Raw genomic sequence first — 17,711 nt, 5'->3', positions numbered from 1 at the left:
TAGACTACATTAATATTACAAAGTTAAAATTATTAGAAAAGGAGAGGGTTTTATGGTTAAACAAAGATTATCGTTTTTTTTAGTAGTCACAATGTTATTTACTTTAATAGGAAATCCAGTGAAAACTGTATATGCAGAAAGTGACTACACATATAACGATATACAAGGTGGAGTCCAAATTACAAGATATACAGGAACAAGCAAAGACATTAACATTCCAAGAACAATAGATGGGAAAACAGTAAAGCGTATAGGAAGGGAGGCATTTGCTCATAAACAACTAAAAAGTGTAACGATACCAGATAGTGTAACTAGTATAGGAAATTCTGCATTTAATGACAATCAACTAACAAGCATAACGATACCAGATAATATAACTAGTATAAGTGATTATGCATTTAATGGTAACCAACTAACAAGCATAATAATACCAGATAGTGTAATTAATATAGGGGATAGTGCGTTTTCTAATAATCAATTAGAAAGTGTAACGATACCAAATGGATTTGTCTATATAGGAAAGAATGTCTTTAGCAACAACCGACTAAAAAGTATAATTCTACCAGATAGTGTAACTTCCATAGACAATGGAGCGTTTTCTAATAATCAATTAGAAAGTGTAATGATACCAGGTGTAGTTGTTATAGGAGATATTGCATTTTCTAATAATAAACTTGAAAGTATAACAATACCAGATAGTGTAGAGTTTATAGGATTGTATGCCTTTGGGAAGAATCAACTGACAAGCATAACAATACCAGATAGTGTAACTACGATAGGGATTAGAGCATTTTTTGATAATCAACTTACAAGTGTAACGATATCAGATAATGTAAATGTAGGTTCTGTTGCTATAGGAAATGGATTTAAAGCTTTTTATGATCAAGAAAAAAAAGCTGGAGAATATATATTCAGTGAAAATAAATGGTCATTAAAAGTAGCAGATAATACAGCACCAACAGTAAGCACATATGCCCCATTAGATGATGCTAAAGATGTAGCAATAAATGCAAACTTAGTATTAACATTTAGTGAAAATGTTAGTGCAGTAAGTGGAAAGAATATAGAAATATATGATGCATCAGATGATAGTGTAGTAGAAACAATAGCATCAGATAGCGGGGGAGTAACAGTATCAAATAATAAAGTAACAATAAACCCAACAAATAACTTAGCAAACAGTAAATAATATTATGTAAAGATAGATGCAGGAGCATTTAAAGATGCATCTAAAAACGAATATACAGGAATAACAGATAAGACAACATGGAACTTTACAACAGAGGCAGAGTATACATATACTTCATATTATAAAGGTGGAATAAAAATTACAGGGTATACAGGAACAAGCAAAGATATTAATATTCCAAAAACAATAGATGGAAAAACCGTACAGAGTATAGGGATGAATGCATTCAAAGGCAACCAACTAACAAGTGTAGATATACCAAATAGTGTAGAGGTTATAGGATATAATGCATTTGAAAATAATAAATTAACAAGTGTAACTATACCGAATGGTTTAACTATGATAGGAAATTCTGTATTTAAAAACAATCAAATAGCAAGTTTGGAAATACCAAATAATGTGACTAAAATAGGGGAAAGTGCGTTTGAAAAAAATCAATTAAAAAGTATAGAGATATCAAATAGTGTAACATTCATAGGATATACTGCATTTAAAGAGAATCAACTAACAAGTGTAAAAATGCCAGCAAATATGACATTAGGTGAAGATGTGATACATGATAATTTTAAGGGATTTTATGATACAGAAAAAAAAGCTGGAGAATATATATTCAGTGAAAATAAATGGTCATTAAAAGTAGACGATAAAGCACCAACAGTAAGCAAATATGCCCCAGCAGACAATGCTAAAGATGTAGCAATAGATGCAAACTTAGTATTAACATTTAGTGAAAATGTTAAAGCAGTAAGTGGAAAGAATATAGAAATATATGATGCATCAAATAATAGTAAAGTAGAAACAATAGCGGCAAATGATGCAAAAGTAACAGTAAGTAGCAATACAGTAACAATAAATCCACAAAATAACTTAGGAAATAGCAAAGACTATTATGTAAAGATAGATGCAGGAGCATTTACAGATACATCATCAAATAATAATGCATATGCAGGAATAACAGATAAGGCAAGATGGAACTTCACAACAGTAGCTCCATCAGACTATAAATATAAAGATATAGATGGGGGAGTGGAGATTACACATTATACAGGAACAAGCAAAGACATTAACATTCCAAAAACAATAGATGGAAAAATAGTAAAGAGTATAGGAAATTATGCATTTAATAGAAACCAACTAACAAGCATAACGATACCAGATAGTGTAACTAGTATAGGAAATTATGCATTTGAGGGTAACCAACTAACAAGCATAACGCTACCAGATATTATAACTAGTATAGGAAATTATGCATTTGAGGGTAACCAACTAACAAGCATAACGATACCAAATAGTGTAACTAGTATAGGAAATTTTGCATTTAAGGGTAACCAACTAACAAGCATAACGCTACCAGATAGTATAACTAGTATAGGAAATTCTGCATTTGAGGGTAACCAACTAACAAGCATAACGATACCAGATAGTGTAACTAGTATAGGAAATTCTGCATTTCAAAATAACCAACTAACAAGCATAACGATACCAAATAGTGTAACTAGTATAGGAACGGGTGCATTTTGTTTAAACCAACTAACAAACATAACGATACCAAATAGTGTAACTAGTATAGGAATTTGTGCATTTTACAGAAACCAACTAACAAGCATAACGATACCAAATAGTGTAACTAGTATAGGAAATTCTGCATTTCAGGGTAACCAACTAACAAGAGTTAAAATTCCAGAAGGTGTGACATTAGGAGATAAAATTATAGATGATAAATTTAATAATTTTTATGATACAGAAGACAAAGCAAAAGGTGAATATGTATACAGTGATGGAGCATGGAAAAAAATAGTACCAGATAATACAGCACCAACAGTAAGCAAATATGCACCATTAGACAATGCTACAGATGTAGCAATAGATGCAAATGCAGTAATAACATTTGATGAAAATATTAAAGCAGTAAGTGGAAAGAATATAGAAATATATGAAACAACAGGAGATAAATTAGTAGGAAAAGTAGCAGCAGATGATGAAAAAGTAACAGTAAGTGGTAATAAAGTAACAATAAACTCACAAAATATATTAGAGAATAGCAAAGACTATTATATAAAGATAGATGCAGGAGCATTCACAGATACATCATCAAATAATAATGAATATGCAGGAATAACAGATAATACAACATGGAATTTTACAACAGTAGCACCATCAGATAATACAGCACCAACAGTAACATTCTTACCAGCAGATAGTGCAACTGGTGTAGCAATAGATAAAAATATTACAATAACATTCAATGAAGCAGTGAGAAAAATAGATAATAGTGAACTAACAAATGCAGACTTAGCAGGAATAATTAAACTTAAGAAGACAGATGAAAATGGAACAGATGTAGCATTTATAGCGACAGTAGACTCACAGAAGAAAGTAATTACAATTAAGCCAAATGGAAATTTGGATAATAATCAAGTATATTATGTAGAGATAAAAAATCAAGTAGAAGATGAATCAGATAATGCAATTACAAAATCTACAGCTACATTCAAAACAGTAGCAAGAAGTTCAAGCTCAGGAAAATCAAAATCATCATATAAAAATAAGAAAGAAGATAGTACATCAGGATTTGTAAATGGTAAAAAGGTAGTAATAGGAAAACAGGAAGTAATAGGTAAAGGTGAAGATAAAGAGATAAAATTAATTGTTGATAATAATTTGGTAGAACAAAAAATTATAAAAGACAATAAAAACAAAGAAAATGTTTTTGAAGTTGAAATAGAATCTAAAGATAATAAAAAAGTGACTACCGTTTTGAGTGGTGATATCATAAAAAAAATGAATGAAAATGAATTTAAACTGTCAGTTAAAGCATCGGATGTTAGATATAATCTTCCAGCGAAGGAAATTGATATTGAAAAAGTTGCAAAAACATTAGAAGTAGATAAGAAAGACTTAAAAAATATTGTATTAGAAATAAAAGTTGATAAAGTAGATAATGAACTATCTCGTCAAATAAAAGAGAGTGCAAAAGAAAAAAAATATGATATTATTTTACAGCCTATTGAGTTTAAGGTTATAGCAAAGACCAACTCTTTGTTAAATAAGAAAGAAGTAGAAATTTCTAAATTCAAACAATCTGTTCAAAGAATAATAGAAATACCAGAAGGTGTAGACTTTAATAAGATTACAACAGGAATTAAGTACAATAAAGACAAAACATTCACTCATGTTCCAACTGAGGTATTTAAGGAAAATAATAAATATTTTGCAAAAATAAATTCATTTACAAACTCTACTTATTCTATTATTTTCAATCCAATTGAAGTTTCATCTGTAGAAAATCATTGGTCAAAAGAGTCTGTAAATGATATGGCATCAAGACTTGTAATAAAAAATCCAGAAAACTTTAAACCAGATGAAGAAATAACAAGAGGAGATTTTGCAGAATATATAACAAAAGCAATTGGACTATATAGAACTGATGCTACAAAAAAAGGACTATTTACAGATATTAAAGCTACAGATGAATTTGCAAATGCAATAACGATTGCGAATGAGTACGGTATAATAAAGGGCTATGAGGATAAAACATTTAAGCCAAATGAAAAAATTAGCAGAGAAGAAGCCATGACAATGTATGCTAGAGCTATGGACATTGTAAAACTTAGTGGAATTGATAATAAGAGAATTAGTAACTACAAAGATGAATCAGAAGTATCTAAATGGGCATATAAATCTGTTGAAAAAACTTTAAATGCGGGAGTATTTAATGGCAAAACAGAAGATACAATTGATCCAAAAGCTACATTTACCTATGCAGAAGCTACAACTGCAATTAGGAATTTGCTTATAGAAGCAAAATTAATAAATAAATAAAATGCCTAAGAAAGAAAGGTTGTCTCAAAATATATTGAGACGCCTTTTTTGTCTATTTGATTCTTTAGGAAGCTATATCATTTTTGCATAGAGATAACTATAAAGGCAGATAATAATATTAAAGTAATTTATAAAAGGTGATGAATATGTTTGATAAATGTTTTATTCAAAATATTAAGAAATCATTTGTTTTTACACTTATATATACATTAGTATTTATTGTGTTTTCATTAACAATACCGTATACATATCCATTCGTTTTGGCATTTATAATTGCTGTACTTATAAAGCCATGTACAGATTATTTATATAAAAAATTCCACTTAAAAAAAGGTATATCTGCTATATTGTTATCAGTATTAATATTTATAATTCTCTTACTAATTTGTACGTTTATAGTATTTAACGTGAAGATAGAGTCTAAGGACATACTGAGTTCTATAGATGATTTTAATGAATTATACCATACGCTAGTAAATCAAATGAATAAACTGAATATATTTTATGAAAAACTTGAGCCTGGTATTGTACAAGGAGTTCAAAAACAGCTTTCGTCTAATATTCATAATATATTTAATAGTTTATTAAATATTACAAATAAAGGCATCCAAATGATAATAGGGGTTCCTTTATTATTTATAGTTGCGTTTGTTGTATTATTTAGTTTGTATTTTTTTGATAAAGACATGGAAAAGATAAAAAACAAGTTCTTATCTTTTTTTTGTGATGATGGAAGAAAAAAAGCTTCTAATATGTTAAATGAAATTAAACATATGATGTTTGGATATTTAAAGGCATACATAATATTGGTAGGAATAACTTTTATATGTACTTTGATAGGGTTTTGGATATTAAAAATAAGGTATACATTGATTATAAGCCTTTTAGTTGCTATTTTAGATATTATACCAGTAATTGGAATTGGTTTTATATATATACCTATGTTTATCTTTTATATTATAAAAAAACAGTACTTTATAGCTGTAGGTATAATAGCTTTATTTGCTATAATAACTATTATGATAGAATTAATAGAGCCAAAGGTTATATCAAATTCAGTTGGAATACATCCATTAACAGCTCTAGGTATAATATTTATTGGCCTTGCATCATATGGGATATTAGGTATGGTTTATTTAATGTTTTATGTTGTATTCTACAAAATATTCAAAAAGGTAAATATAATATGAAAAAAATTATATATATTATTTTATTATTAAATAAGTAATGGTAAAATAAAGAAAAGGTTTTTGAGGAGGGTTTTGATATGAGCAAGGTTGTTGATAGATTTATAAAATATGTTAAGGAAGATACAAAGGCAGATCCAAGTTCTAGTTCTTGTCCTAGTTCAAATATTCAAATTGATTTTGCAAAAAAACTAGTTGAGGAATTAAAGGAAATTGGATTATCAGATGCAGCTGTTGATGAGAACGGTTATGTAATGGCAACTCTTGAATCTAATACAGATAAAGAAGTAGAAACTATAGGGTTTATAGCTCATATGGACACAGCTCCAGATATGAGTGGAAAAAATGTAAATCCTAAAATAGTTGAAAATTATGATGGAAAAGATATTGTATTAAGCGAAGACGGTAGTGTAGTATTATCTCCAAGTGATTCACCAGAGATTCTGAATTATGTAGGAAAAACTCTTATAACTACAGACGGTACAACTCTTTTAGGTGCTGATGATAAGGCTGGTATAGCTGAAATAGTTACAGCTATGGAGTACTTAATAAATAATCCTGAAATAAAGCATGGTAAAATAAGAATTGGATTTACACCTGATGAAGAAATTGGAAGAGGTGCTGACAAGTTCGATATTGAAAAGTTTGGAGCAAAATACGCTTATACTTTAGATGGTGGAGAAATAGGAGAATTAGAATATGAAAACTTTAATGCAGCAGGAGCTGTCATTAAAGTAAATGGGAAAAATGTTCATCCGGGATACGCTAAGAATAAGATGAAAAATGCTGTTTTAATAGCTATGGAGCTAGGTGGAATGCTTCCTAAAGAAGAAATACCATCAAAGACTGATGGATATGAAGGGTTCTATCATTTAGATGAATTAAATGGAAGTGTTGAAGAGGTTAAGATGGAGTACATAATAAGAGATTTTGATATGAATAGCTTTGAAAATAGAAAAAAGGTTATGGAAGATGTAGTAAACAAAATCAACGGAAAATATGGAAAAAATACTGCTGTATTAGATATGAATGATCAATATTATAATATGAAGGAAAAGGTAGAGCCTGTAAAATATATAGTTGATATAGTTGAGGAAGCTATGAAAGAAACAGGTATAACTCCTATGATAAAGCCTATAAGAGGAGGAACTGATGGAGCTAGACTTTCGTTTGAAGGTCTTCCAACACCTAATATATTTACTGGAGGACATAATTTCCACGGTAAATACGAATATATACCTACATTTGCTATGGAAAAAGCAGTAGAGCTTGTAGTTAAGATAGTTCAAAAATATGAATGTAAAAATTAATATAGGTATTAAAAATAAATCCAGTATATAGGTATATGCTGGATTTATTTTTTGTTAAATTACAAAATATAATAAAAAGTGATATAATATATATAAATAATAAAGAAGGGAGTATTTTAAAATGACCTATATTCAAAACATAATCAATACTAATGTAAGTCAATATTTAAATAATTTAGGAATATATTTGATTTATTATTATATAATCATAAATATATACGGATTTATAATGACTGGTCTAGATAAGAGAAAAGCTAGAAGAAGACAATTTAGAACTAAAGAACTTAGGTTTTTTGTGGTTTCACTTTTAGGAGGAGCTTTAGGTGTTGTTATGGGAATGACAGTTTTTAGGCATAAAACTCAAAAAGATAAATTTTATATAGGCATTCCTTCTATATTTTTATTAAATTTAGTCGTTTCATTTTTAATATATAGATATTTGATTTAAAGGGGGTTGTGCATTATGTATGCTTTATATTTAGTTTTAAATGAGGTAGATAAGTTGGATGATGTATTAGATATATTTTATCATCTGAATTTAGGTGCTACTGTTATAGACAGCGAGGGAATGGGGAAGGTTCTTCTAGACCATGATATAGATGTTCCTGTATTTTCAGGGATAAAGAAGTTGATAGAAGGTCACAAGCCTTACAACAAGACTATTATAAGTGTAATAAGAGATGAAGAATTATTAAGAAAAACTGTTGATAAAATAAAAGAAGAGCTAAATTATATGCAAGAGCCAGGAGTTGGATTTTTATTTGTACTTCCAGTCGTAGAGTGTCATGGTTTTGGAATAGACAAAATAGAAGCTAAATAATTAAATTTGTATACTTAATCCAAAGAAGCTTATTAAAATATTAAATATTTTAATAAGCTTCTTTGATTTAAAGTATATTAATCTCTTTCAAAATTTTACCTGTAATTATATTTATAAGCGTTATTGAGTTATCTTCTACTATAGCTATTGAGTGAGTACCATCTTTAGGAAGTGACGTACTACCTGGATTAAGTACTATTAAACTGCCATCCTTGTAAAGTTCTTTTACATGTGTGTGACCAGAAATTAATATATCTGCATTATAATCTTTTGCCATTTTTATTATATCTTCTTTAGATTTTCTATAGCCATGACAGATAAGAATATTTAAATCATTAAGTTTGCTAAATACAAAAGGTGTTTGAATTGGATGGTTTATAACCATTTGATCAACATCAGAATCACAATTTCCACTTGCAAATATTAAATTATTTAAAGAATTGATTTTAACTGCTAATTCTTTTGGATTATATCCATCAGGAAGTGGGTTCCTAGGACCGTGATATAATACATCTCCTGCATGAAGTATATATTCGCAGTCGTTTAAATAAGATAAAGCTTTATTAAAATAAGTTAAGCTTCCATGCGTATCGCTTATTATTCCTAATTTCATATGTATTTCCTCCTATAATTTATAAAAACTTTTCTGATACCTTGTTCCAAAATTCATAGTTTTTAAATCTAAGTAATTTTATTTTAATATCAGAAGATTTTATTATAATTTTAGTAGTTGCACTATATTTATGCTCAACACCATCATGTACTATCAAAACAGAATTTTCAAATCTACATTCTGGAGTTATATCAACTACAGAATGCTCAGATAATATAATACTAGATGTAAAAGATCTATAAGCATTAGTATTGATAGGAGATAGAGGTGTTATTTGAATCAATTTCAGACTAGGATCGACAATACTTCCACCAGATGAATAATTGTATGCAGTAGAACCTGTTGGAGTTGATACTATTATTCCATCTCCACTGAATTTCTCTATAAAATTATTGTTTACACTTAAATTCAAATGTATAGTTCTTGATAAATTGTTTTTTATAACTATCTCATTTATTGCAAGTGATTCAACACATCTATTTTTTGTATAGATGTAAGATTTTATAGGGTTTATTTCTTGTATATAATAATCATTTTTTATATAAGAATCTATAAAATCATCTATCTCAGATGGACGTATTTCTTGAAAAAATCCTAGATGTCCTGTATTGATACCTATAATAGGAATTGATGTAAAGTTATATTCGTGAACTGTTTTTAAAAAAGAACCATCCCCACCTATGCATACTATAAGATCTACTTTTGAAGTTAGTTTATCTGTAACTTCAAATCCCTTGGACTCTAATTTTGATTTTAACGTTTTGGCAGTTTCCTGAGAGATGACAGATAAATTAGCAGTTATATTTATAATTTTTTTCATATAAAATCTCCCTTTCATTAACCCTAAAGATATTATAACATAATTAGATTAATCTAATAACTTGCCTATTAAAAATATAAATAATATAATACCTATATTGACTATTATAATTAGGAGGAAATAATTTGCTGGATAAAAAAAATCAAAGATACAACTTGATATCATATCAAGTACAAGATAAAGGACTTACACTGAAAAAGATTTTGTTAGATAAATTGAATATGTCTGTTAGATTTATAAATAAAATGAAAAAAGATAGAAATATATTAGTTAATTCAAAATATCAAACTCTTTCTTATGAAACTAAAATAGGTGATTTAATACAAATTAAAATAGATGAAGAAAGTAATCATTTTGAACCTCAAGATTTAAATATACAAGTATTATATGAAGACTTTGATATTATGATGATAAGTAAGCCTCCATATATGGTTGTTCATCCAACAAAGAGTCACATAGATAAAACTATTGCAAATGGAATTATGTTTTATTTAAAGGATAAGAGCGAAGAACCTAGAATAAGATTTGTAAATAGATTAGATATGAATACATCTGGTCTATTAATAGTCGCAAAGAATGCATATGCACATCATTTATTATCTCAAGATATGAAGGAAAATAAGGTAACTAAAAAGTATATAGCTATAGTTAAAGGTGTAATAAAAGAAGACTCTGGAACTATAGATCAGCCTATATATAGAGAAGAAGATTCTATAAAAAGAGTAGTAGATGAAAGAGGGCAAAAATCTGTATCTCATTTTAAAGTTATAGAAAGATTAGAGAATTCTACAATAGTAGAGGTATTACTTGAAACTGGAAGAACACACCAAATAAGAGTTCACTTAAGTCACTTAGGATATCCAATAATAGGAGATGAAATTTATGGATATGTTGATGAAGAATTAATAAAAAGACAAGCTCTTCATGCTTATAAATTAGATTTTAATCAACCTAGAACTAAAGAAATTCTTAATTTAAAAGCAGAACTTCCAGATGATATGAAAGAATTAATAGAAAAGCTAAAGGGGGAGAAATAATGATAATACACAAGTTTATAATACATGTACTAGATAAGAATTCTGATATGCCAGTTTTAAATGACTTTGAAGGTATAATGACAAAGGAGATAGAAGAGCTTTTACAAAAACATACTAAAAAAGTATTAAGGAATGATGATTTAAAAAAGGCTACTTTTAATGAAAATGAGAATGTATTAAAAGACTTATGTGAAAAAATAATATATGACAATAATACATTTGTAGATAATTCAAAAGAAATTGCACAGAACATATTTGATAAGATGAAGGAGGATGCATCTGTAGAATCATGTGATTTAGCTATATGTCTATATTCTATAAAAGAGGATACTTATGTTGAAATACTTCCTCTTGAATATAAAAAATCGTATACTCACTCAATAGAGGTAGTAGAAGATAGATTAAAAATAAATTTAGTTCCCCATGAAGTAGGTCTTTTAAGCTCTTCTCAGAAAATAAAAACTGCTGCAATAGTAGGTCTTAGTGGAGTTAATGATGAATACCATTTAGAGATTTTAGATAAAAAAGCTGCAAAATCAGCTTATAAGGAGGAAAGCTTTTTTGTAAAAAAATTATTTGATTGCACGATTGTATTTGATGATAAGGATAAAACTAAAATATTTAGAGATTCAACTGAAAAATGGATAGCAAATAGCTTTTATGATGATATAGATACGGCTAGAGTTATGAGAGAAAATCTACTTTATACATTAAAGGAAAAAGAGGCAGTTGATATAGAAGAATTTATAGAAAAAACAGTAGAAGATGATGATTTGAAATATGGATTTAAAGAGCAGATGTTTGAAGATGGAATAGAAGAGAGTAATTTTACAATAGATAAGAAGTGGGTTGAGAAAAAGCTTAAAAAGAAGAGTATAAAAACAGATACTGGGTTTGAGATAAAGGGCAGTATGGATGAGTTTGAGGACTCTCTTAAATATCAAATGAAGAAGAATCCAGATGGAAGTGTTGATATAGTTATAAAGAATGTAAAGTTTTATGAAGAAAAATAGGGTGTAGATCAAAATGATGCTCATTGGAATACCGATACTTAGTCAATATTCCAATAAAACTAAAGATTGTGGCCTATTAAATATTCTAAAAGTTCTAAACTCCCGTTGGTCAGACAACGAACTTTTTTAACGAATATTCAAACGCCACAATCTAAGTTTTATAGTAGAATATTAACAAAAAAGTATCTAACATTCCAACGAGCATCATTTTTTAGTTTACCAACCTAAAAGTTTATATAGCTTTTTAAAGATATAAATAAGGTTAAGCGTGTTGAGTATCCAAAAAAGGTATGAAAAAGAGTACTTCTAGTGTAAAATGTTTGGTATACCACAACACAAATATTTTATTAATACAGTTTATAAGAAAATTATGTTCGGACAATCTTGACCCAGAAGCAAGTGTATCAGTCTATTTTTTTATACGTAAAATGAGGGTTTCTAAAGATATATCTATGGAAAATATTTTATAATTAACACACTTGACATGCGTTAAACTAATGTTTAATCCCATTTATATTTTTACTGTTTTCTAAATTCGACAAATCAATTATATCACATACTCTTCTAAAAATAGGAGTTAAATATATTCGATAATTCTTATTATTATAAAAAAAACCATTATTTAATACATTTTTACCTCTCAATAATTCTACATCAACAAGATACTCTTCATTGTTTAATATAATTTTGCTATCACCCCTTGGTTTTTCTACTGTGTGAATTTCAGATATTGTTCCTTTAATAGACGGCAATTTGTAAATATCTAATTTATATACTACAACAGCAATACAATCAAATACACACATAGATAAAAATATAATCGCCATCGAAAAAAATATCAGAGTTCTTTTCCTAAAATAATGAATATTCCAATTTTTATCTTTTAAGTGATTCCACAATGCAAATATAATAAGTGTTAACACCACTGGAGACATATAAATAAGACCCATAACAGAACCCCCTTTTTTTTTAAAGTATAGCACAAATATAATTAAAAAACGACTAATAGGGATAGTACTAGGGTTATTGTCATAGAGTGCAAACACAGTATTTCAACTTTAATTATAATATTGAAGTAAAGAAATCAATACCATCATATTAATCTCCAACTGCAATTATTTTTTTATTCCTCTCAATAGCTCTTTCGCTAAACTTAATAAATTTCTTTAAAAAATTCGTTAAATACTAATGTATCTTATCAAGTGGAATTCCTTTTCTTATATCATATATAATCAATTTTAATTCTTCAACTTCCATAAGTCTATCTCCATTATGGATCAAGTCTAACAAGAATTTCAATGCCTTCTCCAAATCCATTATTTTTATTTGAATAAAAATAATCTTTGACGTATACAAATAAAAAGCCTATAGCATTTAAATATAAAGGTAAAAAACTAATTGGAAATAAGTTTGATATAACAGTTAAAGGTGATGAGCTATCTCAGACTATGGGTAAGATTATAATTTCAACAGGTTTATTGGAGAAAAATGCTTTAGGATATGGATGTTGTTTATATAGGAGTATTTAGACTATATCTTCTTCTTTTTTTTTAGATAATATTTCAATTAAAATCCATATCAATCAAAATTTAAGAACTATACTCAAAAAATTAAGGGTATTAGAATGTTAACGAATCATTTAAAAATATTTAATGCATGAGTGGTATTTTAATACCCTTGATTTTGGACTAAGAACAGTTTTATACAAAAAAATAAGAGGAAAATTCCTCTTATTTTATTTTGAAGATTTATTTATTTTCTTCGATATATTTACATATATCTCCTATATTCTTGAAGTTCTCAGCTTTCTCATCTGGAATTTCAATATCAAACTCATCTTCAAGAGCCATCATTATCTCAACAGCGTCAAGTGAATCAGCCTCTAAGTCATTAACTAAAGAAGTTGTTGGTGTTATAGCATCTATATCGTCTACACCTAATTGATCTGCTATTATTTCTTTTACTTTTTCAAACATATTTGTTACCCTCCTAAAACTTAATAAACTAATATTTTTAATAGTAGTTTATTACATGTTTGAAAATTTTTCAATATATTTTTTTAGACTATATTTAAATAAGTGTAATAACTTGTACAAATTTGAATATAAATATAATGAAAGTAATACTAAGGAGGAGATATATGAGAAGATTTACTGTTGTATTTATATTGTATGTACTGTTTTTTTGCATGAACTTGAATATCTATCAGAACAAATTGATAAATGACGTTAAAAATATAAACCCATATATAAGAGAAACTAGTTTTATAGTTGAAGACTTTAATAATAATCGCATTAAAGAAGGGAATATAAATCAATATATAAAGAGAATAGATAATCTAAAGAGTGGTATATCAAGTATTGAAAATAATAAATATATTCAAGCGTACATTGATTATAAGGTTATTTCTTTAGAAAAATTGAAAATAGCTATAAATAATAAATTAAATGATAAAGAAAAACTAAAGAATAGTATAAGTGAGTATAATAGATACAATAAATTATCCCAAGATGAAATACAAAAAAAATTAAAAAAAACTCTTATAAGAGTAACAAAAATAGATGAAACCTCATAACATAAAGAAGAAGGCATTAACCTTTAATATTAATTTATGGGAGGTAATAGAATGAGTGAAAATAGTGGATTATTTAGAGGCGGATTCTTTGGTGGATGTGACGACGATAATGGATTTATATGGATACTATTATTATTAGTATTATTCTGCTGTTGTGATTTTGACTGGTTCGGTGGTTGTGGAGATGACAACAATTTCTTATTTATAATACTAATACTTGTTGTAGTATGCTGCTGTTGTGATGGTGGATTTGGATGCTAAAAAGCTAGTTTTTAACTAGCTTTTTTTCTTTTTTGATAAATAAAAATAAAATTTCTATCCATATGTATTAACCAAATTTACTCAAAGTACATAGTATATACAAGAAGGAATAACCTTCAAAAAAAACAAGGAGGTACTATTATGGGTTGTTTTAAAGATTTTGATTGTTGGTGGATTATAGCGTTATTTGTTTTATTCATATTCTTCCAAGACTGTATACAAGATATAGATATATGTGATTGGATTCCATTCTTGATATTAGTATTAATATTTGCTGCATGTGACGAGTTTGAATGTTGTTAATGAAGTTAGATAAAAATATTTAATCTCATTCTAACTTATAAGGAGGTAAGATTATGGGTTGTTTTAAAGACTTTGACTGTTGGTGGATTTTAGCTTTATTCTTTATATTCTTAATATTCCAAGATTGTATACATGATATAGATATATGTGATTGGATTCCATTCTTGATATTAGTATTAATATTCGCTGCATGTGATGAGTTTGATTGTGATTAATAGCAAAATCAGATATTAACAAATTGATAACTAAAATCATAGTATATATCAAGAAAGTAAATCTTTCAAAATTATAAGGAGGTAAGATTATGGGTTGTTTTAAGGATTGCGATTGTTGGTGGATTATAGCTTTATTCTTCTTATTTTTAATATTCCAAGATTGTTTAGAAGATATAGATATATGTGATTGGATCCCATTCTTAATATTGATATTAATATTCTGTGCATGTGACGAGTTTGATTGTCATTAATATTAAACAGTGAAAACAAAGAGCTAGATTAAAATCTAGCTCTTTGTTTTTTATATAAATAAGTGATATAATTAACAATTAATATAGAGTATGAGAGGAAGTGATACAATGATTACTATAAAGGATGTGGCTAAAAAAGCAGGCGTTTCTATATCGACCGTTTCTAGGGTAATTAATAATTCAAAGCCTGTAAGCAACGAAATAAGACAAAGAGTATTGAAAATAATAGAAGAAACAGGATATACTCCAAATCCATTAGCTAGAAGCTTAGTAACTAAGAAAAGTCAATTGATAGGAGTAATAGTACCTGATATATCTGATTTTTTTATGGGAGAGTTACTTAATGGAATAGAAGAAGTAGGTAAGATATATGATTATGACATTGTTTTATGTAATAGTTATGGGGAACCTGATGAAGAATTAAAATATATTAATCTTTTAAAATCAAAGCAAGTGGCAGGTATAATATTTGTATCATGGAAGATGGATCAAAAACATGTAGATGTAATAGAAAAAGCAAACATACCAGCTGTATACATAAGTAAGAATGCAACTGAATTTGACGTTTACTCTGTAAGTATTAACAATTTTGAAGCATCTTATGATATGACAAAATACTTGATAAAAAATGGAAATACAAAAATAGCATTTATGAAATCATCTGCACAAGATAATATAATGGATTCAGATAGATATAGAGGATTTAAAAAGGCACTAGAAGAATCAAATATTCAAATGGATGAGACTCTTGTAAAAGAAGGAGACGATACTAGTGAATCTGGATATTATCTTATGAGCCAAATTCTGGAGTCAAAGAATATACCAGATGCAGTGTTTGCATCTCGGGATGAAATAGCAGTAGGTGTTATAAACTGCATATTAGATGCTGGATATAAGGTACCAGAAGATATATCAGTATCTGGATATAATGACATTAAATTAGCATCTTTATACAGACCAGCTCTTACTACTATTAAACAGCCTATATATGATATGGGAGCTGTATCTATTAGGATGATAGTTAAGATGATAAATAATGAGGGGCTAGAAGATAAGAAAATACTTCTTCCTTATAGTCTTGTAGAAAGACAGAGTGTACAAAAAAAGTAGGTTAATATTAACCTACTTTTTTTGTACACTTTTTTATAACGAATAGGAAACTATATTAAAGAAGAACTTTTTTATTTTTAAGGTAATAGAATAAATCAAGAGGTGTTATATATGTCTAAAAAAGTTACTAAATATACAAACATTATTCTTTTACTTTTAATTTCTATATTACCAACAATAATAATATGTATATGGTTTTTTCATGTAGATAAAGAAACTACAGTGGATTTAACTGTTACGTCTTTATATACAGTAGGAAAAGAGCAGGAAAAAGAAATAGAGCTATGGTTTGATAAAATAATTTATGATATGAATTTTTTAAAAGAAATAGATTGTGTTAAAAATTTTGAACAAGAAAAGCTAGATTCAATTATAGAATATACAAAATTAAATAGAGACATATATAAAGAAATAATTATATTAGACAAAGAAGCTAATATAGTATATGGATACAATTATAATAATCAAAATTTTAAAGATAAGAAAGGTGTTAAAGAAGCTTTAGCTGGTAATATACACGTTTCGGATGTGATGTTTATTTCAAATGATACTTTTATAGAAGCTGTCTTTCCTATATACAATAATAATCTAGTAGTAGGAGTTATTTATTCAAAAATAAATGCATCATCATTAAATGAAATAATGGAATTTTCTAGATTAATGGATGAGTCTACAGAAAGTTATATAGTAGATGAGGAAGGTAGATTTATAACAAATTCAAGATTTATACCTGATGCAGTTGGGAAAAAAGAAATTGATATAAAAAATATCAAGTTGAATATTGATTATTCAAATAAAGTTCCTTATATAGATTATAGAGGGGTTTTAGTATATGGGATATATTTTGATCTTCCCTATAATAACTGGACTTTAATAATAGAAGAAGGTGCAGATAGTGTTAATAAAAATAATAGTAAAATAATTAGAATGGGGGAGATGTTATCTGCACTAGAAGTTATTTTAGTAGGAATTTTTCAAATGGTATTAAGAAACAAATCAAAAATAATAAAAAATGAAGATAGCGAAGATTAGATTTTAATAGATCTTTAAATATTAAAGTTTGCAAGCCTGAGTTAGTATACTTGCGAACTTTTTTCTATTATATATATTAAAATATTTTATAAGAAAGTGAAAAGTTATAAGATTCTATAAAAATATATAACAAAAGATAAAGGGAAAATGATT

The 17,711-nt window shown here is 27.5% G+C and carries 20 protein-coding genes; 16 read left to right on the top strand and 4 right to left on the bottom strand.

Annotated elements, in window-relative coordinates; genetic code table 11:
* The first annotated feature begins 52 nt into the window (after window positions 1–52).
* From N4A48_RS06745 to N4A48_RS06720, 6 genes are all read left to right on the top strand, one after another.
* Window positions 53–1,189: a leucine-rich repeat protein gene (locus N4A48_RS06745; RefSeq protein ID WP_293665091.1), complete on the top strand. Its 1,137-nt coding sequence runs from the start codon at window positions 53–55 to the stop codon at window positions 1,187–1,189.
* A gap of 216 nt (window positions 1,190–1,405) precedes the next feature.
* Complete coding sequence (locus N4A48_RS06740; RefSeq protein ID WP_293665090.1) at window positions 1,406–5,011, top strand: leucine-rich repeat protein; 3,606 nt, start codon at window positions 1,406–1,408, stop codon at window positions 5,009–5,011.
* Between the two features lie 146 nt (window positions 5,012–5,157).
* Window positions 5,158–6,201 carry a sporulation integral membrane protein YtvI gene (gene ytvI, locus N4A48_RS06735; RefSeq protein ID WP_293665089.1) on the top strand — a complete coding sequence of 348 codons (1,044 nt, stop codon included), beginning with the start codon at window positions 5,158–5,160 and terminating at the stop codon, window positions 6,199–6,201.
* Window positions 6,202–6,278: 77 nt separating this feature from the next.
* Window positions 6,279–7,508, top strand: coding sequence for a peptidase T (gene pepT / locus N4A48_RS06730; protein ID WP_293665088.1), 1,230 nt, complete (start codon window positions 6,279–6,281; stop codon window positions 7,506–7,508).
* 121 nt (window positions 7,509–7,629) lie between these two features.
* Window positions 7,630–7,956, top strand: coding sequence for a DUF1294 domain-containing protein (locus N4A48_RS06725; protein WP_293665087.1), 327 nt, complete (start codon window positions 7,630–7,632; stop codon window positions 7,954–7,956).
* A gap of 15 nt (window positions 7,957–7,971) precedes the next feature.
* Window positions 7,972–8,328 carry a hypothetical protein gene (locus tag N4A48_RS06720; RefSeq protein ID WP_293665086.1) on the top strand — a complete coding sequence of 119 codons (357 nt, stop codon included), beginning with the start codon at window positions 7,972–7,974 and terminating at the stop codon, window positions 8,326–8,328.
* Between the two features lie 67 nt (window positions 8,329–8,395).
* Here the strand turns inward: N4A48_RS06720 and yfcE are convergent, their stop codons facing one another.
* Window positions 8,396–8,941, bottom strand: coding sequence for a phosphodiesterase (yfcE, locus tag N4A48_RS06715; protein ID WP_293665085.1), 546 nt, complete (start codon window positions 8,939–8,941; stop codon window positions 8,396–8,398).
* A gap of 19 nt (window positions 8,942–8,960) precedes the next feature.
* The gene (locus N4A48_RS06710) at window positions 8,961–9,761 is read right to left on the bottom strand and encodes an NAD(+)/NADH kinase (RefSeq protein WP_293665084.1); all 801 of its coding nucleotides are present in this window, start codon (window positions 9,759–9,761) and stop codon (window positions 8,961–8,963) included.
* A gap of 125 nt (window positions 9,762–9,886) precedes the next feature.
* Between N4A48_RS06710 and N4A48_RS06705 the strand changes: the two genes are divergently transcribed.
* Both N4A48_RS06705 and N4A48_RS06700 read left to right on the top strand, forming a co-directional pair.
* Window positions 9,887–10,798 (top strand): RluA family pseudouridine synthase, encoded by a 912-nt coding sequence (locus N4A48_RS06705; protein ID WP_293665083.1) that lies wholly within the window; start codon window positions 9,887–9,889, stop codon window positions 10,796–10,798.
* Complete coding sequence (locus N4A48_RS06700; protein WP_293665082.1) at window positions 10,798–11,811, top strand: nucleoid-associated protein; 1,014 nt, start codon at window positions 10,798–10,800, stop codon at window positions 11,809–11,811. The genes N4A48_RS06705 and N4A48_RS06700 overlap by 1 nt, the downstream gene beginning before the upstream one ends.
* 494 nt (window positions 11,812–12,305) lie before the next feature.
* Here N4A48_RS06700 and N4A48_RS06695 read toward each other — a convergent pair whose 3' ends face one another.
* Complete coding sequence (locus tag N4A48_RS06695) at window positions 12,306–12,761, bottom strand: hypothetical protein (RefSeq protein WP_293665081.1); 456 nt, start codon at window positions 12,759–12,761, stop codon at window positions 12,306–12,308.
* Between the two features lie 393 nt (window positions 12,762–13,154).
* Between N4A48_RS06695 and N4A48_RS06690 the strand changes: the two genes are divergently transcribed.
* Window positions 13,155–13,340 (top strand): hypothetical protein, encoded by a 186-nt coding sequence (locus N4A48_RS06690; RefSeq protein ID WP_293665080.1) that lies wholly within the window; start codon window positions 13,155–13,157, stop codon window positions 13,338–13,340.
* 219 nt (window positions 13,341–13,559) lie between these two features.
* On the opposite strand, the gene acpP is transcribed toward N4A48_RS06690, so the two are convergent.
* A complete protein-coding gene (acpP, locus tag N4A48_RS06685) occupies window positions 13,560–13,787 on the bottom strand; it encodes an acyl carrier protein (protein ID WP_293665079.1) in 228 nt (75 codons plus the stop codon).
* Window positions 13,788–13,951: 164 nt separating this feature from the next.
* Between acpP and N4A48_RS06680 the strand changes: the two genes are divergently transcribed.
* From N4A48_RS06680 to N4A48_RS06650, 7 genes are all read left to right on the top strand, one after another.
* On the top strand, window positions 13,952–14,386 hold the full coding sequence (locus N4A48_RS06680; protein ID WP_293665078.1) for a hypothetical protein: 435 nt from the start codon (window positions 13,952–13,954) through the stop codon (window positions 14,384–14,386).
* 51 nt (window positions 14,387–14,437) lie between these two features.
* Window positions 14,438–14,647: a chorion class high-cysteine HCB protein 13 gene (locus N4A48_RS06675; protein ID WP_293665077.1), complete on the top strand. Its 210-nt coding sequence runs from the start codon at window positions 14,438–14,440 to the stop codon at window positions 14,645–14,647.
* A 141-nt stretch (window positions 14,648–14,788) separates the two neighbouring features.
* Entirely contained in the window at window positions 14,789–14,950 is a 162-nt protein-coding gene (locus tag N4A48_RS06670; protein ID WP_293665076.1) for a hypothetical protein, read from the top strand.
* 53 nt (window positions 14,951–15,003) lie between these two features.
* Window positions 15,004–15,165: a hypothetical protein gene (locus N4A48_RS06665; RefSeq protein ID WP_293665075.1), complete on the top strand. Its 162-nt coding sequence runs from the start codon at window positions 15,004–15,006 to the stop codon at window positions 15,163–15,165.
* 89 nt (window positions 15,166–15,254) lie between these two features.
* Complete coding sequence (locus N4A48_RS06660; RefSeq protein WP_293665074.1) at window positions 15,255–15,416, top strand: hypothetical protein; 162 nt, start codon at window positions 15,255–15,257, stop codon at window positions 15,414–15,416.
* Between the two features lie 108 nt (window positions 15,417–15,524).
* Window positions 15,525–16,526 (top strand): LacI family DNA-binding transcriptional regulator, encoded by a 1,002-nt coding sequence (locus tag N4A48_RS06655; RefSeq protein ID WP_293665073.1) that lies wholly within the window; start codon window positions 15,525–15,527, stop codon window positions 16,524–16,526.
* Window positions 16,527–16,637: 111 nt separating this feature from the next.
* A complete protein-coding gene (locus N4A48_RS06650; protein WP_293665072.1) occupies window positions 16,638–17,558 on the top strand; it encodes a cache domain-containing protein in 921 nt (306 codons plus the stop codon).
* Window positions 17,559–17,711 lie beyond the last annotated feature (153 nt).

Origin of the sequence: Tepidibacter sp., from assembly GCF_025210165.1 — a bacterium.
Classification (GTDB): domain Bacteria; phylum Bacillota; class Clostridia; order Peptostreptococcales; family Peptostreptococcaceae; genus Tepidibacter_A.
This window is presented reverse-complemented; position numbering and strand designations above follow the sequence as displayed.